Consider the following 17,925-nt stretch of genomic DNA (forward strand, 5'->3'; position numbering starts at 1 on the left):
GTTCGTTTAACTAATCTTAAAATCCCTATGAATTATAATCGTGTCGTTTGTTTTGATCTTGAAATGTGTTGTTGGAATGTCGACGGTGTTGGCACGACTGGCGAGATAATTGAAGTAGGGCTTGCAGAAATAGATTTAGTTAAGCAAGAAGTAGTGAAGCGAGCGCAATATTACGTTAAGCCTGAAACTGATAAGGTGTCGTTATTTTGTACAGAGCTTACCGGTATAACGCCGCGTAAAGTAGAAAAGCAGGGTCGTCCGCTAGCTTCAGTGATTCAGTCGATGGTTAAAAACTTTGGTGGAACCAACAAAATTTATGCCTCATGGGGCCGAGACGACATAATCTTACTCGAAGAATGTCAATCGAAAGGCATCGAGATGCCATTCAAAGAGTTTGTTAATTTGGCGACGTTATATCGCATGCAACATCGACTTAAAGATAAACGTATTGGTCACAAAGCGGCACAAGAAAGCCAAGGAATAGAGTGGGAAGGCAGACAGCACTCGGGTTATGTTGATGCGTACAACCTTGCTAAATTGGCATTGACTATGCTGTAACTCGCTGACTAGTAGTGACAAAAGCCGACCAGAAATATTCTCTGCTCGGCTTTTTTGTACTTATAGCGTATGGCATTACTTGTCAGTGACTTGAATCTTAGCTCGAATAAACTCACTGTGATCAACATAGAGGAGCTCTGCTACTTTGCGAATCACTGCATCTTCTAGTGGGTCGATAACTCCGTCTGCGTTGGCGACTTCCCACATAGCTTTGATTAAATCAAAGCGCTTCTCCTGACTTAACTCTCTTAAGCCAGAGGTAAAGTCGTACAAAGAAGCTGAATTCTTGGTCTGTTCTTGCGCTTGAGCCAACAGCGTTTTCGACTCTCGTTCGTCAAGTTCTAACAATCGTTCGATTAAAGATAGCTTGGCTTTTTCTTCTTCCTCTTCCACTTGATAATCCGCATTAGACACTTCGCAAAGCAGTGCGGCGATAGCAAGGTTAGGGCTAATTGACTTGTTGTTAGATAAGTCATCGCCTTCAATAAGTTGTTTAAATATGGAAGTAATGGAATTAAACATGGCGTTACCTGATTTTATTGCTTATTTATAATACATAGTGATTGTTGAGGCAGATCACAAGTAATTAGAGTTTAGCTTTCGGAATTAGTTTCAGGGAATGTGGTTTTTGTGCCATCTCCATGAAGGACCGATATCTCGACAGGTTTGCCTTCATCATCCAATCGTACCTTTCCGATACCACTTTTATTGACCAGACGATTATGATGACTTGGTTCGGGCTTACGTTTGAAGATCTTTAAACGTTTACGCTTAGTAAATAAGTTCAACGGTGAACGCGGTGAGTAAAGCCATTTATCGAGGGTGTCACAAATCGTCAGTAGTGGTTCCGGAAACTCATTCTTTATTCCACTACAGGTGATTTGGTAAATGTGTGAATCCGTCTGCTTATAACGAAGCTTTACGTCGTAGACAAAGGAGTAGTGGACGTCACCCGACAAGATGACAAAGTTTTTAGGTGTCTTGGTATGGGTAAAAATGGACAGCAAAGTATTGGCACTTCCAGGATGGGCCATCCAGTTTTCAGCATCAATAATTAGGGGATTACCCATTTTTGTCGCCATACTTTGTAGCGTCTCTATAAACTTAACACCAAACATAGGGGCGGGAGACACAACGACGACAGAGTCTAGACCGATGAGCTCCTGTTGAAATTCCACCATTGCTTCCCAGTCCATTAGACCAGATGGTTTATTCAGATTGGACTCGGAACGCCAGCGTCGTGTGCGAGTATCAAGAACCACTACTTTGGGTGATGACTCAAGACTAAAATGCCACTTCTCGTATCGTAGCAATTGCGTGATTAACTCATCGTGTTGGTCTTGCGCGATGACTTTGTTTCCGTTGGCATAAGAGAACAGTGCAACCAAACTGTTTCGCCAGTCATTCTTCATCTGAACTGGGGTATTACCCCAAGCTTGACATAGTAGATAGGACAAGAGAGCGTTGCCTATTATTCGCTTAGAAAACGCGTTTTCGTAAGCTGCTTTTTCCCAGCCAACAGTCAGGTTCCAATCGTCAGTTACGTCGTGATCATCAAAAATCATATAACTTGGGATATGCGCCATTACTCGCCTGACCTTAGGTAATCCAGCGACAAACCTATCAAGTTCTGCCTTTTCCTTGCTCCAAAGAGGTTGGTCTTTCTCTAGCAAAGGTTGGCTTTCCGAACCATAATTGGGACGCAGTTGGTTAAAATGAATGGCATCCCAGAGTTCAGGAGACCAATTAAGCAAGTACATTGCCAAAAATTCTGAGAAGCTAATCAGATGATTTTCGCATTCTCTAGAGCTGAAAATAGGCGTGTCATTTTTATTAATCAGACCCTTCAGGCGATGAGTCTCATCTTGGTAATGGGGTAGTATTTGGTCTCTAGAATAGAGCGCGTTGGTACAATGGTAGAGTTCATCTGCATTTCCAACAGGGGCACCAATAAATGACTCACCAGGTAACTCAAGTAATTTGATGACTTTATGGATAGCCACCAACATGGGACCGGCAACATGATCAGCGTATATTTGGTCGCCCGTAAGCAACAGAAGGTCTGGTCGCTCATTGTCTTGTGTAGAGGTCGCTAATTGATCGAGCAACACATCGACTTGAAGCAAGCTGTCGTCACTATGATGATGTGGGTTTCTACATGAGCCGTGAAGAATATGATCAGACTTATCTGACAAGATGATGTCTACCCAAGATGACGTTGAATAGAACATATTGTCATTAAGAACGCTGATCTTGGATTGCCGCCAAACAACGTTATAGCTTAGGTGGCAGGATTGAGACGTTGAAAGATTAGTGTGGAACTGAATGAGCCATAGTTTGTTGCTTATCTTGTAGACCTGCTCAGTCTTAAAATCACGGTAAGAGATCTCTTCATCGATATTCATCACAAGCTGGAGATTGGAAGGACACAAAGAGGTCGCCAGCCATAGAGTGAATTGTTGAGGGCTAGTGCGACGTAATATTGGGCCTGCCAACACAGGATTGAGCTTTTTCATGGGGCGTTCTTTCTACTTACTTTCTAGGAATGTTCCAGTGCTGGTTGCTCTGATGCTGTCGTTGCATCGTTCATTTTCTCAAGCAGTTCGACAAACTCTGAGCTGCTAGTTTCGTGACCGATTAGGAAAAAAGCGGTCAATGCATCCAAAAGATGCTCATTATTGTTGCTTTGATCAATAATCTGAGCGAGTCGCTCACGAACAAGCTCTATTTCATGCTCAACAAATCCTCGACCTTCAAACGTATCTTCCGCTTCGTCAGGAGCGTTGTCGAACTCTAAGAATAACAAGTCATTATCGACTTTGGCGCTCAAAAGTCGTTCTGGAAGCCATGTCTCACCCGTGACGACATCAATATGTTGATCGTTTGGCAAAGATTGGAGAATTTTTTTTAACTTTTCTACTTTCACGATTCGTCTAAATAGTGGAAACTATGACACCCATCACTGTTGGTTATTTATTGAGCCATAAGGCAAATAACAGTGTGGTGACATAAAAATATGCGTTAACCCCATAATATACAACTCTACTTCACTGAGGTAGCTGTTGTTAGGTTATTTGATAAATAGCGTGTGAATTTTGGCTATCAGTCAAAATAGTGATTACGTGCTCCTTAGCTTATTAATTGTAAACATATTCCAGTTGGAGAAACTGCAAGACATGATAAAGAGAAATCTCGCGCTCGCGACCGCAGCATCACTTTGTACAACACCAGTGGTATTGGCAGAAGAGTCAGCGCAAGAAGCGGATTGGGGCATTGCAGCAGTGTGGCGTACAGCGAACATTCCTTTTGATACCAAAGGAAGTGATACCACCGTTAGTACCTTTATTCCGATGATGTTCTTTAAGAATGACTATGTCTTTCTAGACGGTACTATGGCAGGTGCCCACCTCTATAAAACGGATGACAAAGAATTAGAGCTTAACGCTATTGCGCGTATGCGTTTTATCGACATACCAGCAGACGAGCAAAATGCCGTTGGGGGAGACACTGCGGACTATGGTCTGCAAATGCGTTATAACTTTGATGACGCTTGGCACTTCGACACCGAGCTAATGACAGACGGACATAACCGTTATCATGCGAACTTTAGACTCCAAGGGATGCTTGATTATGGTGACCTTGAATTGCGTCCTAACGTCACCCTGCGTTATAAAGATGCTGACTTTAACACCGAATACTATGGTACATACCGAGGTACTACAGATAGCCTAAGTGGCGCTATGGACTATGCGATGGGCGTTGATGCTAAATACCACGTCGTATCAAACCTATACCTTGTAGGTGCAACGAATATTCGCATGTTGGATAACCAAGCGTATCATTCATCAGTGATTAACGAACGTTTTGAAGGCGAAGTGTATTTCGGTGTTGGTTTCTTCAACGAGAAGAAAAAATCAACATCAAAAGCGAAGCAAGTTCGTCGTGATATCGGTGCGAAACCTTATGTGCGTGTAGCTCATGGTTATGCGTCACCATCGGACATGGGTGATATCCTGACCTTTAACGGTAAGCGAGATCCGTATAATAACCAAGTAACGTCGGTATTTTATGGCCATCCATTAACGGACGAATTGTTTGGTATGCCGTTGGATATCTATTTGAGTCCGGGTATTGCTCACCACTGGAGTTCTGAGGTTCAAGGTTCTGGTACTGAATTTATCACGCTTATCAAAGCATATTACACGTTTAACTGGCCAGTGAAGATGCGTTTAGGTGTGGGTAACGGCCTGTCATATATCGACAACATTACCTATATCGAACAAGAAGAGATGAAGGATAAAGGTAAGCGTGCAAGTCACCTTATGAACTACATTGACATTTCTTATGACATCAGCATAGGCTCTATTATCGGTAAACCAGCACTTGAAGAGTTATGGCTTGGTTATGCTCTGCATCACCGCAGTGCGATATTCGAAGCTTCGTCCCAGTTCGGTCGAATCAAAGGTGGTAGTAACTACAGCACCTTCTATCTTCAGTACCACTTCTAATCAGAAAGCTCCGCATTGCGGAGCTTTTTTGTATCCTTCTCGCTTAACGCTAATTTCCTACCTGTGCTACAATCCGGCCAGTTTTTAATAGTAAAAAGTTAAGTAGGGAACGTTTTGACTTCCTCTCAAAATTCCAATCAACAGTCGCAAGTGCAAGCGAACAATCCACAGTCACTTAAAAAAGCATTAAAAGACTGTATGATTCGCGACCGCTTTCGTTTGAGTAAGCGTATTGCAGGCGCAACAAGAATTAAAAAACCAGAAGCTCAATCTGCAGTATTCGACGAAATTGCTATCGATATTGCGCGTTCGATGATGGTTGCTCAGCAGCGCGCAGCTGCAAAACCCACCATTAATTACCCAGAGCAGTTGCCAGTTAGTCAGAAGAAAGATGAAATTGCTGAAGCCATTGAGAACAACCAAGTGGTTATTGTCGCGGGTGAAACGGGTTCAGGTAAGACGACTCAGCTACCGAAAATTTGTTCAGAATTAGGTCGAGGACAATTTGGCTTAATTGGTCATACACAGCCAAGACGACTTGCCGCGCGTTCAGTGGCAAATCGTATCGCCGAAGAGATGGAGACATCACTGGGCGAGTTCGTAGGTTATAAGGTCCGATTCAACGACCAGATTTCTGAGAATACCCAAGTGAAATTGATGACAGACGGTATCTTACTGGCTGAAATTCAACATGATCGTTTTCTTAATCAATATGACACCATCATTATTGATGAAGCGCATGAGCGCAGTTTGAATATCGATTTTATTCTGGGTTACTTACGTGAGTTACTCCCGAAACGCCCTGATTTAAAAATCATTATCACTTCAGCGACCATCGATCCAGAGCGTTTTTCAAAGCATTTTAATGACGCGCCAATTATCGAAGTCTCGGGGCGAACATTCCCCGTTGAAACCCGTTATCGGCCTCTGTCTGGGGACGATGATGGTGATAGAGATCAGCTAGAAGGTATTTTCGAAGCGGTAGATGAACTGTGTGATGAAGGTCTTGGCGACATTCTGATTTTCATGAACGGTGAACGTGAGATTCGTGATACGGCGGACGCATTAACAAAACGTAACCTTCGTGATACTGAGATTGTTCCGTTGTACGCTCGCTTATCCGCTGGCGAACAGAATAAGATCTTCCAACCACATGCAGGTCGACGAATTGTACTCGCCACCAACGTTGCAGAAACATCACTGACTGTTCCGGGGATTAAGTACGTTATTGACCCTGGTACCGCTCGTATTAGTCGATATAGTTATCGCACAAAGGTTCAGCGTCTTCCTATTGAGCCAGTTTCTCAGGCAAGTGCAAACCAGCGTAAAGGTCGATGCGGCCGTGTAGAAGAGGGGATTTGTATTCGTCTGTATTCGGAAGCAGATTTCGAATCACGTCCAGAATTCACGGACCCAGAAATTCTTAGAACCAATCTAGCGTCAGTCATTCTGCAAATGACGGCTTTAGGATTGGGTGATATTGAAGCTTTCCCATTTGTTGAAGCACCTGATAAACGCAATATTCAGGACGGTGTTCGTCTGCTTGAAGAGTTAGGTGCTATCAATGATAAAGCAAAGGATCCTAAGAAACGTTTAACACCAATTGGTCGTAAGTTAGCTCGCTTACCTATTGACCCTCGTTTGGCTCGAATGGTGATAGAGGCCCCAAGACTTGGATGTTTAAAAGAAGTTATGGTTATCGCTTCTGCTTTATCTATTCAAGACCCAAGAGAACGTCCTAGTGATAAGCAGCAATCGTCCGACGACAAACACAAGCGCTTCTTCGATCAAGAGTCTGATTTCCTAACGTTTGTAAACCTATGGGATTACATTCAAAAACAACAAAAAGCGTTGTCTGGAAACCAATTTCGCAAGCAATGTAAGCAAGACTATTTAAACTACTTGCGTGTACGCGAATGGCAGGACGTTTACTTCCAAATACATCAAGCCATGCGTGAGATGGATGAAAAACTCAACCAAGAACCGGGTAGCTATCAATCTGTCCATACTGCCTTACTGGTTGGCTTGTTGTCGCATATTGGCGTGAAAGACCAGGAAAAAAACGAGTACCAAGGTGCTCGAAACGCGCGCTTCCATATTTTCCCCGCTTCAGGTCTGTTTAAGAAGCAACCTAAGTGGATTATGTCGGCAGAGCTGGTAGAAACTTCAAAGCTCTGGGGGCGTATTATCGCCAAGATTCAGCCAGAGTGGATTGAGCCTCTAGCAAAACATCTAATCAAGCGTAGCTACAGTGAACCCCATTGGTCGAAAAAACGCGCAGCCGTAATGGCACACGAAAAAGTGATGTTGTACGGAGTACCAATTGTTCCGAAGCGATTGGTTAACTATGGTGCGATTGACCCAGTTTTAAGTCGCGAACTGTTTGTGCGCAGTGCCTTGGTTGAAGGGGATTGGGAAACCAAGCACGCGTTTTTTAAACAAAACAGAAAGCTATTACAAGAAGTAGAAGAGCTAGAACACAAGTCGCGTCGTCGGGATATCCTTGTTGATGACGATGAGCTATTTGATTTTTACGATCAACGTGTAGGCACAGAAGTTGTTTCTGGGCGCCATTTTGATACGTGGTGGAAGAAAGCAAGTCAGAAGAACAAAGAGCTTCTTAATTTTGAAAAGGAGATGCTGTTTAAGGGCGACGCTAGTCATGTTACCGATCTTGATTATCCTAACTTCTGGCATCAAGGCGGATTTAAACTCAAGCTAAGCTATCAGTTTGAACCTGGAGAAGATAGTGACGGTGTAACAGTGCACATCCCATTACCTATCCTTAACCAGATTGATAACGAAGGGTTCGATTGGCAAATCCCGGGGTTGCGACATGAACTGGTGGTGAGCTTAATCAAAGCATTGCCAAAGACACTACGTAAGAACTTTGTACCAGCGCCAAACTACGCAGACGCGTTCTTGGCTCGTGTCACACCGATGGAAGCACCACTTTTAGATGCATTGGAAAAAGAACTTCGCCGCATGACAGGTGTGGAAGTATTAAGGGACGATTGGAATCTAGAACAACTTCCTGAACACCTGAAAATTACTTTCCGTGCTGTGGATCATCGCAATAGAAAGCTCAAAGAGAATCGCAATCTTTATGAGTTGAAAGAAAGCCTGAAAGACAAAGTGCAACAAACTTTGTCTAAAGTTGCTGATGATGATATCGAGCAGCAAGGTTTGCATACGTGGAGTTTTGGTGAACTGCCAAAAGTCTATTCGCAAAAGCGCGGTGGATTTGATGTTAAAGCTTATCCTGCTCTAGTGGATAATAAAGACAGCGTTGAAATTAAGTTGTTTGAAACGGAAGTAGAACAAGAGCAGGTCATGAAAGAAGGGCAACGTCGTTTGCTGCTACTGAATGTACCTTCTCCAATTAAATATCTGCACACCAATCTTCCGAACAAATCGAAGTTGGGTCTCTATTTCAACCCTTATGGCAAAGTGTTAGACTTAATTGATGACTGTATAGCATGCGGTATCGATAAGCTTATCGAAGGTCAAGGAGGCTTGGTTTGGGATGCAGACAAATTTGAACAACTTAAAGAGTATGTACGTGGTGAATTAGGCGATACAGTTGTAGACATTGCACAGCAAGTGGAGACAATCCTGACGACCGCGTTCAACATTAATAAAAAGCTTAAAGGTCGTGTAGACTTGACGATGGCATTCGCGTTATCGGATATAAAAGCGCAGATTGAAGGATTGATTTTCAAAGGCTTCGCAACCGAATGTGGCTGGAAACGACTGCCGGATATTCTGCGTTACTTGAAAGCAATTGAGAAACGCATGGAGAAGTTACCGATTGACCCCAATCGAGATCGCATGCACATGCTAAAAGTGGAATCCGTCACTCAAGACTACAAAGAGTTACTTAACAAGATTCCAAAAGGTATGAAAATACCAGAAAACGTTAAAGAGATTCGCTGGATGCTAGAAGAGCTCCGCGTGAGTTATTTTGCTCAGCAGCTCGGTACACCATACCCAGTCTCTGATAAGCGCGTATTGAATGCGATAGACGCTTGCTAAGCGTCCAACTAAATAGATTCTATGCAAAAATGTGATAGATATAACTTCTAAGCGTATGAGAATTCAGAAAGTTTTACCGAAAATTAAAACTTGAAGGATTCTCCTACGATATAGTGTGTGATATATAAAGCTCCGCGGTGGCTTTCATTGGACTCGCCGCATTTTATTAAACAAGAAGGTTACAAATGAAAAAGACACTTTTAGCGCTTGCGCTTGTTGGTGCGTCGACGTCAGCGTTCGCTGATGCGTGGTTGTATGGTGGTGTTTCTGCTGGTCGTGCAGACTACAATGGTAACAGCGATACTCCAATGGGTTTCCACGTCGGTACTGGTATTCTGCCTATCATCGGTATTGAAGGTGGTTATTGGAAACACGGTAACTTCGATGGTACTAGCGAAGGCAAGAACGGTTACGCAGAACTAGGTTCTTGGTACGCAGCACTTAAGCCGAGTATCGATATTGGTCCAGTACAGATTTACGCTAAAGGTGGTTTACACTACTACAACGCTGATTATAAAGATGGTCTAAGCGGCAGCGACAGCGGTACAGACTTTATGTACGGTGTGGGTGCAGAGTATTTCGTGACAGATATGCTTTCTGTTGGTGCGAGCTGGCAACGATTTAACGGCGTTAAAACCAAATTTGATGACAAAGATTTAGATAGCTTTACTATCAATGCAACACTTCACATCTTCTAAAACTATGTAAGTGTGTAAAAGGCGACCTTGAGTCGCCTTTTTCGTACTTGGCGACCTAAAATTGACCGAATAGAGAGTCTTTTGATGGATGGTGTTATCAATAATCGCCTGGTGAGATAATTGTTTTCATCTCATTGCAATTTCCATTTTCAACCAAGAGAACTAGGTCTACACTCATAGCACTACAATGTGTAGCCTAACTTTTAGGTTGTTTGAAATGTTCAGAAAAACGTTAATTGCGATAGTGCTTTCTGCTAGCGTTATCGTACCTGCTAGTGCTTGTACTGGTATCTCTCTTTCTACTGTTGGGAACGACTTCATCCAAGCTCGAACTATTGAATGGGGTGAGAGTAATCTAAATAGTAAACTGATCATCTCACCGAGAAAACACCAGTTCACGTCGATTATGCCCGATCGAAAACAAGGACTAGGTTGGGACAGTCGCCTAGGTTTTGTTGGCATCTCAGTGAGTGATGACCGATTTATCGGAGAAGGGGTAAATGAGGCAGGATTGAGTGCCGGACTTTTCTATTTCAAAGGATACGGTTCACTAAAACCATATAATGAGGAAACGAGGCAGAATAGCATTACCGATATGGATTTTGTGCGTTGGATGTTGTCGCAATTTAAAACTGTCGATGAAGTTCTAACCGCGATGAAATCTATAGATATCGTGCCAGTATATCTAGACGCTAAAGGACAGCCTTCACCAACAGGGCATTGGCGTGTAACAGACAAAACAGGTCGAAGTGTTGTGATTGAAATTATGAACCAAGGAGAGGTGCATATTTACGAAAATGAAGTAGGCGTTCTGACTAACTCTCCAACGTTTCCTTGGCAGGTGACCAACTTAAACAACTATCTGCACTTGCAACCCGGAACCAGTGCTCCTCGGCAGTTTGGAGAGGTTGAAGCAAAATCATTCGGTATCGGTTCAGGGTTCTTAGGCCTACCTGGCGACATTACACCGCCTTCTAGGTTCGTACGTGCGGCATTTTATGTAACCACTGCACCTGACCTCAAAACCTCGGCACAGGCAGTTTCTCAAGCCTTTCATATTCTGAATAACTTCGATATTCCCATCGGCTCAGAGTTTGGCCCGCAATATCGAGAGCATATTCCAGACCTACCAAGCGCGACTCAGTGGACTTCAGTGGTTGACCAGACCAATGGCGTTCTTTATTACAAGACGATGAATGACAGCCGAATTAAGAAAGTGGATCTCAACGCCATTAATTTTGCTGCCAAAAATGAGACGAAAAGAGCATTAGATGATGGAAAATTTGAGTTCGAAGACATCACACAAAGTGTTCAACCTGCGATTAACAATCAATAGACGTAGTAACGACTGAATTTTCACTATTTTGAATCAAAGCGGTCCTTTAAAGGGTCGCTTTTTTAATAAGGATAGAAAAGACTCGAATATGTTTTGGTTGTAACTTGCCCACCATTAATAAGGCGTGTAACTGCCTAATAAAGTGGAGGAGATATAAGTGGATAAGCCGTTTGAGGACCATGGTTTGTTTAGTTGGTCAGAGTTAATGACTCCAGACTTCGACCAGTCGTGTCGATTCTATGAATCAATGTTTGGTTGGAAGTTAAAAGAGGTACCAGGTCGAAATGGCAGTCGCTATGCTTTGGCGACAAGCAACAATGCGTCAGAGCCATTTGCTGGAATACTCACTCTCGATGATAATGATATTCGAGCACATTGGCGTACTTATGTGACGGTTGATTGTGTTGAAGAGACCTTGAGAAAAGCTGAACTGGTTGGTGGGTCGGTGTTAGTCCCTGTAACAATCATTGAGCGCGTGGGCAAAATAGCGGTAATTGAAGATCCTTGTGGTGCTATTATTTCCGTTATTGAGTACGGTTCTTAGAATTAGTCACGGTTATAGAGCGTGAGCGTAATCATCTTTTAATTAATGCTACTAAACAGTAATTAACCAGCACAACAAGGATTCACCTCTATGTGCTGGTTTTAATATTTTTATAAGTAACGGCTTTCTAAGTGAGCTCTGAAGTATTTTGCATCAAGTTCTGAACCGGTAGCCTGTTTAACAAGTTCTCCGGTTGCCAACGTACTTGCCTTGCTCCAAATGTTATCACTCAACCAATTAAAGACTGGAGCCAGTTCTAAAGAAGACAGTGCATCATCTACATCCACTTCTTTTCTCATCGCCGCCATAAACTGCGCCGCATACATTGCACCTAACGTGTAGGAAGGGAAATAACCAAATGCCCCATCAGTCCAATGGATATCCTGCATGCAACCGTCTTTAAAGTTATCTTGTGTGGTAAGACCTAGGTACTGCTGCATCTTCAGATTCCACAGTTCAGGAATATCCTTATAGGAGATCTTACCATTCATCAAATCTCGTTCGATCTCATAACGTAGAATAACATGGGCTGGGTAGGTAAGTTCGTCCGCATCAACGCGAATATATCCAGGTTGCACTCGGGTATAGATTTTCTGTAGATTGTTTGCTTCGAATACTTTCGCATCATTAGTTGAGAAGTGTTTTTGAGCCAGTGGCGCTAAGTTGGCGATAAACGGCTGGCTTCTGCCTAACTGCATTTCGAAGAACAAAGATTGAGATTCATGAATGCCCATTGAACGTGCTTGGCCAACGGGTAACCCTGCCCACCGTTTTGGTAAGCCTTGTTCATAACGAGCATGACCGGTTTCGTGGACAATTCCCATTAACGATTGAACAAAGTCAGACTCATCATAGCGAGTTGTGATTCTGACATCCTGAGGTACACCGCCACAGAAAGGGTGCGAACTGATATCTAGACGACCATGGTCAAAGTCGAACTGAAGTAGTTTCATCACCTCCAATCCAAGTTCATTTTGATCTTTGGTGCTGTATGACTCTTCAGTGGTATAAACCGACTCTGTTTTTTGCTTTTCGATAACCTGTTGGGTCAGTTCTGGTAGCCAAGATACCAAGTCACCAAAGATAGAATCGAGCTGCTGTGAGTTTACCCCTGGCTCATAGATATCCAGCATCGCGTCATAAGGAGTTAACCCTGATTGTTCTGCTCTAATTTGGGCTTCTTCTTGCGACAGTTTCACTACCTCTTCGAAGTTCTTACAGAAGCCGGCCCAATCATTGTCACCACGCTGTGTACGCCAAGCGTGTTCGCACTTGGAACCTGCGAGAGACTTTGCTTTCACTAATTCTTCTGGAACGACAGTGTTAAGCTGCCATTGTCGTTTCATTTCCCCTAAACTGGCTTGTTGTGAAGGGTCGAGTTCATCACTCTGAGCCTGTTCGAACCATTCTGCTAGCTGCGGCGCGGTCGATAGTTGATGGATATGAAGTGACAGTTGAGCCATCGCTTCTGAACGAGCTTGGTTGCCGCCAGATGGCATCATTGCCGCAGCATCCCAACCACATATGGCGGATAAATGACTGAAATTAGAAATAGCTTTATAGTGTTCAACCAGTTTGTTGTAGTTTTCCATGTCTTATGACCTTTTGCGTGAACGATTGTCCTAACTTAACACTAACAAGGAGTTACGGAAAGTAGCCGATAAAATCTGGCGTTGAAATCTAAAATAACCATGGCTTTTTAATCGGAGTTACCTCAGAATTCGAACTCTGATGTTTTAGAAAGATGACAGTGGACGTTATGCATATTCTTAACCTTGAAGCCTTCCTTATTGCTATTACTATCCTTACGCTAACACCGGGATTGGACACGGCGCTGGTGATTCGTAACACATCTAGAGGCGGCTTCAATGATGGTGCAATAACCAGTCTTGGAATCTGCTTGGGGCTATTTGTTCATGCAACATTCTCAGCTCTGGGTATATCAGTGATACTTACGCAATCAGCGGAATTGTTTGCGTTTGTAAAGACATTGGGCGCTGCTTATCTAATTTGGTTGGGTATCTCGAGTTTACGAGCGTTAAAATCAAATCAGACCATAGAACTAGAGAAAGGTAAGGCGAATACCGTAGCAGCTTCGCGCTCACTAAGAGAAGGATTCTTGTCTAATGTGTTGAACCCTAAAACCGCCGTATTCTACTTAGCGTTTTTACCTCAGTTTATTAACCCAGAGCACTCGCCGTTTTTGCAATCATTGTTAATGGCCGCGATTCACTTTGTCATCGCGATGGTGTGGCAATGTGGACTCTCAGGCATGCTTAACTCCGCTAAGTCACTTCTAAACAACGGAAATTTCGTACGTTGGATGGAAGGTACGACAGGTGCAGTGCTGATCATTCTCGGCATTAAGCTGTTGGTTGAAGAGCCGCCGATGAGTTCTTAGCTTTTTCCAATGAGCGTTGCGCGGTATAGAGTTGGTTTAGAGTGACGGTAGGGGACTTCAATAGAAATTTATCGAAACACTGGTAGTATTCTTGGGAGTCACTTATCTGCTTACAGTAATTACGAGCTTCTAGATTGTGGTTGTAAAGTTGAGTTTCGCTCGCAAACTCGTTGTACGACGCGCACCCACCTAAAATCATCAAAGTTGCTACTAAAGAAATTACCTTAATCATATTCGCTCTATCACTGTTTTTGTTGTAATGAATATTACGAGTCTGCTGATAGAGTTAGTTACCATTTCATGCCATTAGTTCCACTTGATAGTAAAATTTTTATATGGCAAACGTTTTTTATTACCTGAGTGAATAAAAAACACCGAATCTATCGACTCGGTGTTCTGGTTATTGAATTAAGTAACTACATCGGCTTTTTGCCAACTCCGAAGTTCTCTTTAGGCATGAGCGTGATTTTTCCAAAGCCCAATTTTTTAAAATGGTTGTCGCGATAATTGCGAACAGCCTTGGTATCTGAAACGGCTTCGATTTGCTGTTCCATTCTTAAGAAATCAGAAAGGTCGATGCCCTCTGCTTCAGCGACAGCCTCATGAATATTGCGATGCTGTTGGTAAGAAAACGTCAGTGTTTTCTCTTCATTCTTGTATTCGTAAATGATGGTACGAGCCATGATTTTCTACCTGCTGATAATTTAGCGCTAGATTCTGCCTTGAAGCGGGATAATTGTCACGCTTTCGCCTACTTTTACCGTATCGATATGTGGTGCAATCTCTATTAGGCAGTTTGCTTCACTCATCGAACGTAAGATCCCCGAGCCTTGTTTTCCAGTCGTGCGAACCATTAACTGTCCCGATTCTTCATCGAGCTCGTAGAAGCCTCGGCTAAACTCGGTTCTTCCTTGGCGGGAACGCAGTGGCTCTGAGGCAATGGCGATGGCTTTGTGTGGTACAAACTGTCCAACACCTTGCATCTTCTTAATCGCAGGTTCAACAAAGTTAATAAACGATACCATCACTGCGACTGGATTTCCTGGAAGACCAAAGAATGGTGTTCCATTGATGTCACCAAAAGCGAGAGGACGTCCAGGGCGCATATTAATACGCCAAAAATCAACGTTACCGTGTTTTTCAAGAACGTTCTTAATAAAGTCAGCGTCTCCGACAGAGACACCACCCGAGGTAATAACCAGGTCCGCACTGTGACTCGCTTCAGTGATCGCATTCTCCATAACGGACTCATCATCTTCGAGGATGCCAAGGTCAACAATCTCACAGCCTAATTTCTGTAACATCGCCATGATAGTAAAGCGATTCGAGTCATAAATAGAGTGAGCACGCAGAGGTGTTCCAGGGGCTTGAACTTCATCACCGGTAGAAAATACCGCGACTTTTAGGTTGCGATTCACGTTTACGCTATCTAGCCCAAGCGAGGCGATCATGCCCATCTCAGGTGCCTGCAACAATGTGCCGGTTTCAAATACCGATTGATTGATCGCTAGGTCTTCTCCAGCTTGACGAACATTTTGTCCAGTCTTAATGCTGGCATCACCAAAGTTCACTGTATCGCCATCGACATTAGCCTGTTCGCGCATTATAACGGTATCAGCACAGGCTGGCATTGGCGCTCCAGTCATGATTTGTACCGACTCACCAGAGCGAAGTTCTTGGTCGTAGCCATAACCTGCCATCACACTCGCGACGACATTGAATTGTTCTAGTCCAGCATCTGCACCAATGATGGCATAGCCGTCCATTGCTGAGTTGGTGAATGCTGGTACATTGATAGGGGACGAAATATTTTCTGCTAGCGTGCGGCCATAAGCATTGATTAGTGGGATAGTTTCAGATGCAGACAAAGCATTTACGGCGTTAAGAATTTGCTCTTGACCTTGTTTCACGGATAAGAAAGCGGGTGATAGCGTATCGCAGCACGCTGCCTCTTTCTTAGGGCTAGAGGCCTCTGGGCTAACATAATTTAAGATGAACCTTGTAATCGCGTCCAAATCATTGATGCTCATTGTTGGTAGTGACACATCCAACTCACTGTCACTGGCGATAGCAATAATATTGTCATCGCTTGGGTGTAGCCAAGGTTTGCCCACTTCTTTACGGTTTAGCTCAATTTTAGGGAAGGCGATGTTCTTGCAACCCTCAACAAGAATCAAATCCAGCGCTTGATGATCAAAACGCGTCAACAAGTATTCAAAGTTTGCTTCAGCCTCAGGGGTTTCCGTCATCAACGCATGTCGATATCGAGAAGAGATCAACATCTGGCTAGCGCCCGCTTTACGTAGGCGATAGCTGTCTTTACCTGGTTTATCTACATCGAAGTTATGATGCGCATGCTTTAGCACACCAATTCTTAGCCCGGTAGCGGTTAATTTTGGAAGTAAGGCTTCCAACAACGTTGTTTTGCCGGTACCGCTATAAGCAGCGAAACCCAGAAGTGGGACATTATTAATGGATTTGATGGTCATAGAGGGCTCTTCTGTGAATGCTCAATGGTTGCTGATAGTTTCGACAGTTCTTCTGGTGTATTTAGATTAACAAAACAATCGGGATTATCTGAAAAATCAACGTACTTGGTATTGCACTCTTTGTATAACAAAATGATTTTTCTATCGCCACGCTCTAAAAATGCTTCCAATTTCGGTATAACTCGCTTGTGAAACATGGTGAAAACAGGCTGATGAAAATCGCCGTCATGTGCCACTAAAATGTCGGTCGAGTCTTCGACAGCATGACAAAAACGCTCAACAATACTTTCATCGATAAACGGACTATCACATGGGACAAAGCCGACCCAGTCTGTTGATGAAGCGGCCAAGCCAGCGTGCATTCCACCAAGAGGTCCCGGATAATCTTTATACGTATCGCTAATAACGGGAGCATATTGGCTATATTGGTCTACATTGCGGTTGGCGTTAATGGTAATGGATGAAGTTTGTGTGGTGAGTCGTTGTAAAACATACTCGATTAAGGGCTTACCATTAAAATCTATTAAGCCCTTGTCATTTCCGCCCATACGAGACGCTTGGCCTCCGGCGAGGATAACCCAACTAGTCTGAGTTGGATGCAACATAATCACTCTCTTGATCGGTTTGTTTTTTATCAATAATTTGTAGCAGTGGAGATTCTATCAAGGTGCAGTCTTTTATCCACCATTGTTTTCGACACAACTTAGTTAATGCATTAGATTGATGGCTCGTGACCACAATACTAGAACCGTGCTTTAAAAGGTCCTCAGCCATGAAAACTAAACGTTCAATTGATTCTTGATCAAGGGAGGCACTTGGTTCGTCCATCAACAAAATAGAAGGTTTTAGAACCCAAGCGCGAGCCATAGCAACTCGCTGTTTTTCACCGCCAGATAACACTGATACATGCTCGTCAGCGAGCGTTTCAAGCCCGACTAATCGCAACGCTGCAATCACTTCTGCGCGCTTATCATGAGCTTCTAGTCGCTTATGCTTGATGCCATACGCGACATTTTGATAGACCGAGCCATCAAAAAGGTAAGGGGATTGATGAAGATAAATAACGTCTTTACGACCTGAACCACCAAACATGCGCGAAATTATGCTTTGGCAATTGGGAAATACTTCACCTGATGTAGGTTTTAATAAGCCAGCCAAGATCTTCAGTAGTGTAGTTTTACCGACGCCATTATCGCCTTTTAAGTAAACTGCTTCATTTGGCCCGATCGTTAGGGATGGAATATGAAATAAGACACGGTCTTTGAACCGCATGGAAACCTGCTTTGCCTTAAGCTGTATTGTCATTATTGTCCCTCAAGCAGAGTCTTGGATTAATTATAGTGTTTGAAACAAAAA

At 43.3% G+C, this 17,925-nt stretch carries 16 protein-coding genes; 7 read left to right on the forward strand and 9 right to left on the reverse strand.

What is annotated here, in order from left to right; genetic code table 11:
* Nucleotides 1–27 precede the first annotated feature (27 nt).
* Nucleotides 28–558 (forward strand): 3'-5' exonuclease, encoded by a 531-nt coding sequence (locus tag AWH66_RS18835; RefSeq protein ID WP_063606718.1) that lies wholly within the window; start codon nt 28–30, stop codon nt 556–558.
* Nucleotides 559–633: 75 nt separating this feature from the next.
* On the opposite strand, the gene AWH66_RS18840 is transcribed toward AWH66_RS18835, so the two are convergent.
* The 3 genes from AWH66_RS18840 to AWH66_RS18850 all read right to left on the reverse strand — a co-directional run bounded on the left by AWH66_RS18840 (nt 634) and on the right by AWH66_RS18850 (nt 3,484).
* A complete protein-coding gene (locus AWH66_RS18840) occupies nt 634–1,080 on the reverse strand; it encodes a tellurite resistance TerB family protein (protein WP_063606717.1) in 447 nt (148 codons plus the stop codon).
* A 71-nt stretch (nt 1,081–1,151) separates the two neighbouring features.
* Nucleotides 1,152–3,074: an alkaline phosphatase D family protein gene (locus AWH66_RS18845; protein ID WP_063606716.1), complete on the reverse strand. Its 1,923-nt coding sequence runs from the start codon at nt 3,072–3,074 to the stop codon at nt 1,152–1,154.
* Nucleotides 3,075–3,097: 23 nt separating this feature from the next.
* Nucleotides 3,098–3,484: a VC1380 family protein gene (locus AWH66_RS18850; protein ID WP_063606715.1), complete on the reverse strand. Its 387-nt coding sequence runs from the start codon at nt 3,482–3,484 to the stop codon at nt 3,098–3,100.
* Between the two features lie 250 nt (nt 3,485–3,734).
* Here AWH66_RS18850 and AWH66_RS18855 point away from each other — a divergent pair, with 250 nt between their 5' ends.
* From AWH66_RS18855 to AWH66_RS18875, 5 genes are all read left to right on the forward strand, one after another.
* Nucleotides 3,735–5,066, forward strand: coding sequence for a MipA/OmpV family protein (locus AWH66_RS18855; RefSeq protein ID WP_063606714.1), 1,332 nt, complete (start codon nt 3,735–3,737; stop codon nt 5,064–5,066).
* 114 nt (nt 5,067–5,180) lie between these two features.
* Nucleotides 5,181–9,101 (forward strand): ATP-dependent RNA helicase HrpA, encoded by a 3,921-nt coding sequence (gene hrpA / locus AWH66_RS18860; protein ID WP_063606713.1) that lies wholly within the window; start codon nt 5,181–5,183, stop codon nt 9,099–9,101.
* Nucleotides 9,102–9,286: 185 nt separating this feature from the next.
* Nucleotides 9,287–9,799, forward strand: a complete 513-nt coding sequence (locus AWH66_RS18865; RefSeq protein WP_063606712.1) for a porin family protein — start codon at nt 9,287–9,289, stop codon at nt 9,797–9,799.
* Nucleotides 9,800–10,016: 217 nt separating this feature from the next.
* Nucleotides 10,017–11,135: a linear amide C-N hydrolase gene (locus AWH66_RS18870; RefSeq protein ID WP_063606711.1), complete on the forward strand. Its 1,119-nt coding sequence runs from the start codon at nt 10,017–10,019 to the stop codon at nt 11,133–11,135.
* Between the two features lie 157 nt (nt 11,136–11,292).
* The gene (locus AWH66_RS18875) at nt 11,293–11,679 is read left to right on the forward strand and encodes a VOC family protein (protein ID WP_063606710.1); all 387 of its coding nucleotides are present in this window, start codon (nt 11,293–11,295) and stop codon (nt 11,677–11,679) included.
* 110 nt (nt 11,680–11,789) lie between these two features.
* Here the strand turns inward: AWH66_RS18875 and AWH66_RS18880 are convergent, their stop codons facing one another.
* Nucleotides 11,790–13,271 carry a carboxypeptidase M32 gene (locus AWH66_RS18880; RefSeq protein ID WP_063606709.1) on the reverse strand — a complete coding sequence of 494 codons (1,482 nt, stop codon included), beginning with the start codon at nt 13,269–13,271 and terminating at the stop codon, nt 11,790–11,792.
* A gap of 167 nt (nt 13,272–13,438) precedes the next feature.
* Between AWH66_RS18880 and AWH66_RS18885 the strand changes: the two genes are divergently transcribed.
* Nucleotides 13,439–14,080 (forward strand): LysE family translocator, encoded by a 642-nt coding sequence (locus AWH66_RS18885; RefSeq protein ID WP_063606708.1) that lies wholly within the window; start codon nt 13,439–13,441, stop codon nt 14,078–14,080.
* On the opposite strand, the gene AWH66_RS26000 is transcribed toward AWH66_RS18885, so the two are convergent.
* The 5 genes from AWH66_RS26000 to AWH66_RS18905 form a co-directional block, all read right to left on the reverse strand.
* Nucleotides 14,043–14,312, reverse strand: a complete 270-nt coding sequence (locus tag AWH66_RS26000; RefSeq protein ID WP_063606707.1) for a hypothetical protein — start codon at nt 14,310–14,312, stop codon at nt 14,043–14,045. The two genes, AWH66_RS18885 and AWH66_RS26000, sit on opposite strands and share 38 nt — an antisense overlap.
* Before the next feature lie 184 nt (nt 14,313–14,496).
* Nucleotides 14,497–14,763 carry a DUF2960 domain-containing protein gene (locus tag AWH66_RS18890; protein ID WP_063606706.1) on the reverse strand — a complete coding sequence of 89 codons (267 nt, stop codon included), beginning with the start codon at nt 14,761–14,763 and terminating at the stop codon, nt 14,497–14,499.
* Nucleotides 14,764–14,790: 27 nt separating this feature from the next.
* The gene (locus tag AWH66_RS18895; RefSeq protein WP_206360062.1) at nt 14,791–16,563 is read right to left on the reverse strand and encodes a bifunctional molybdopterin-guanine dinucleotide biosynthesis adaptor protein MobB/molybdopterin molybdotransferase MoeA; all 1,773 of its coding nucleotides are present in this window, start codon (nt 16,561–16,563) and stop codon (nt 14,791–14,793) included.
* 2 nt (nt 16,564–16,565) lie between these two features.
* Complete coding sequence (gene mobA, locus AWH66_RS18900; RefSeq protein ID WP_063606704.1) at nt 16,566–17,174, reverse strand: molybdenum cofactor guanylyltransferase MobA; 609 nt, start codon at nt 17,172–17,174, stop codon at nt 16,566–16,568.
* Nucleotides 17,152–17,874, reverse strand: coding sequence for an energy-coupling factor ABC transporter ATP-binding protein (locus AWH66_RS18905; RefSeq protein WP_063606703.1), 723 nt, complete (start codon nt 17,872–17,874; stop codon nt 17,152–17,154). The genes mobA and AWH66_RS18905 overlap by 23 nt, the downstream gene beginning before the upstream one ends.
* Between the last annotated feature and the right edge of the window lie 51 nt (nt 17,875–17,925).

Source organism: Vibrio barjaei (assembly GCF_001639065.2).
Taxonomy (GTDB): domain Bacteria; phylum Pseudomonadota; class Gammaproteobacteria; order Enterobacterales; family Vibrionaceae; genus Vibrio; species Vibrio barjaei.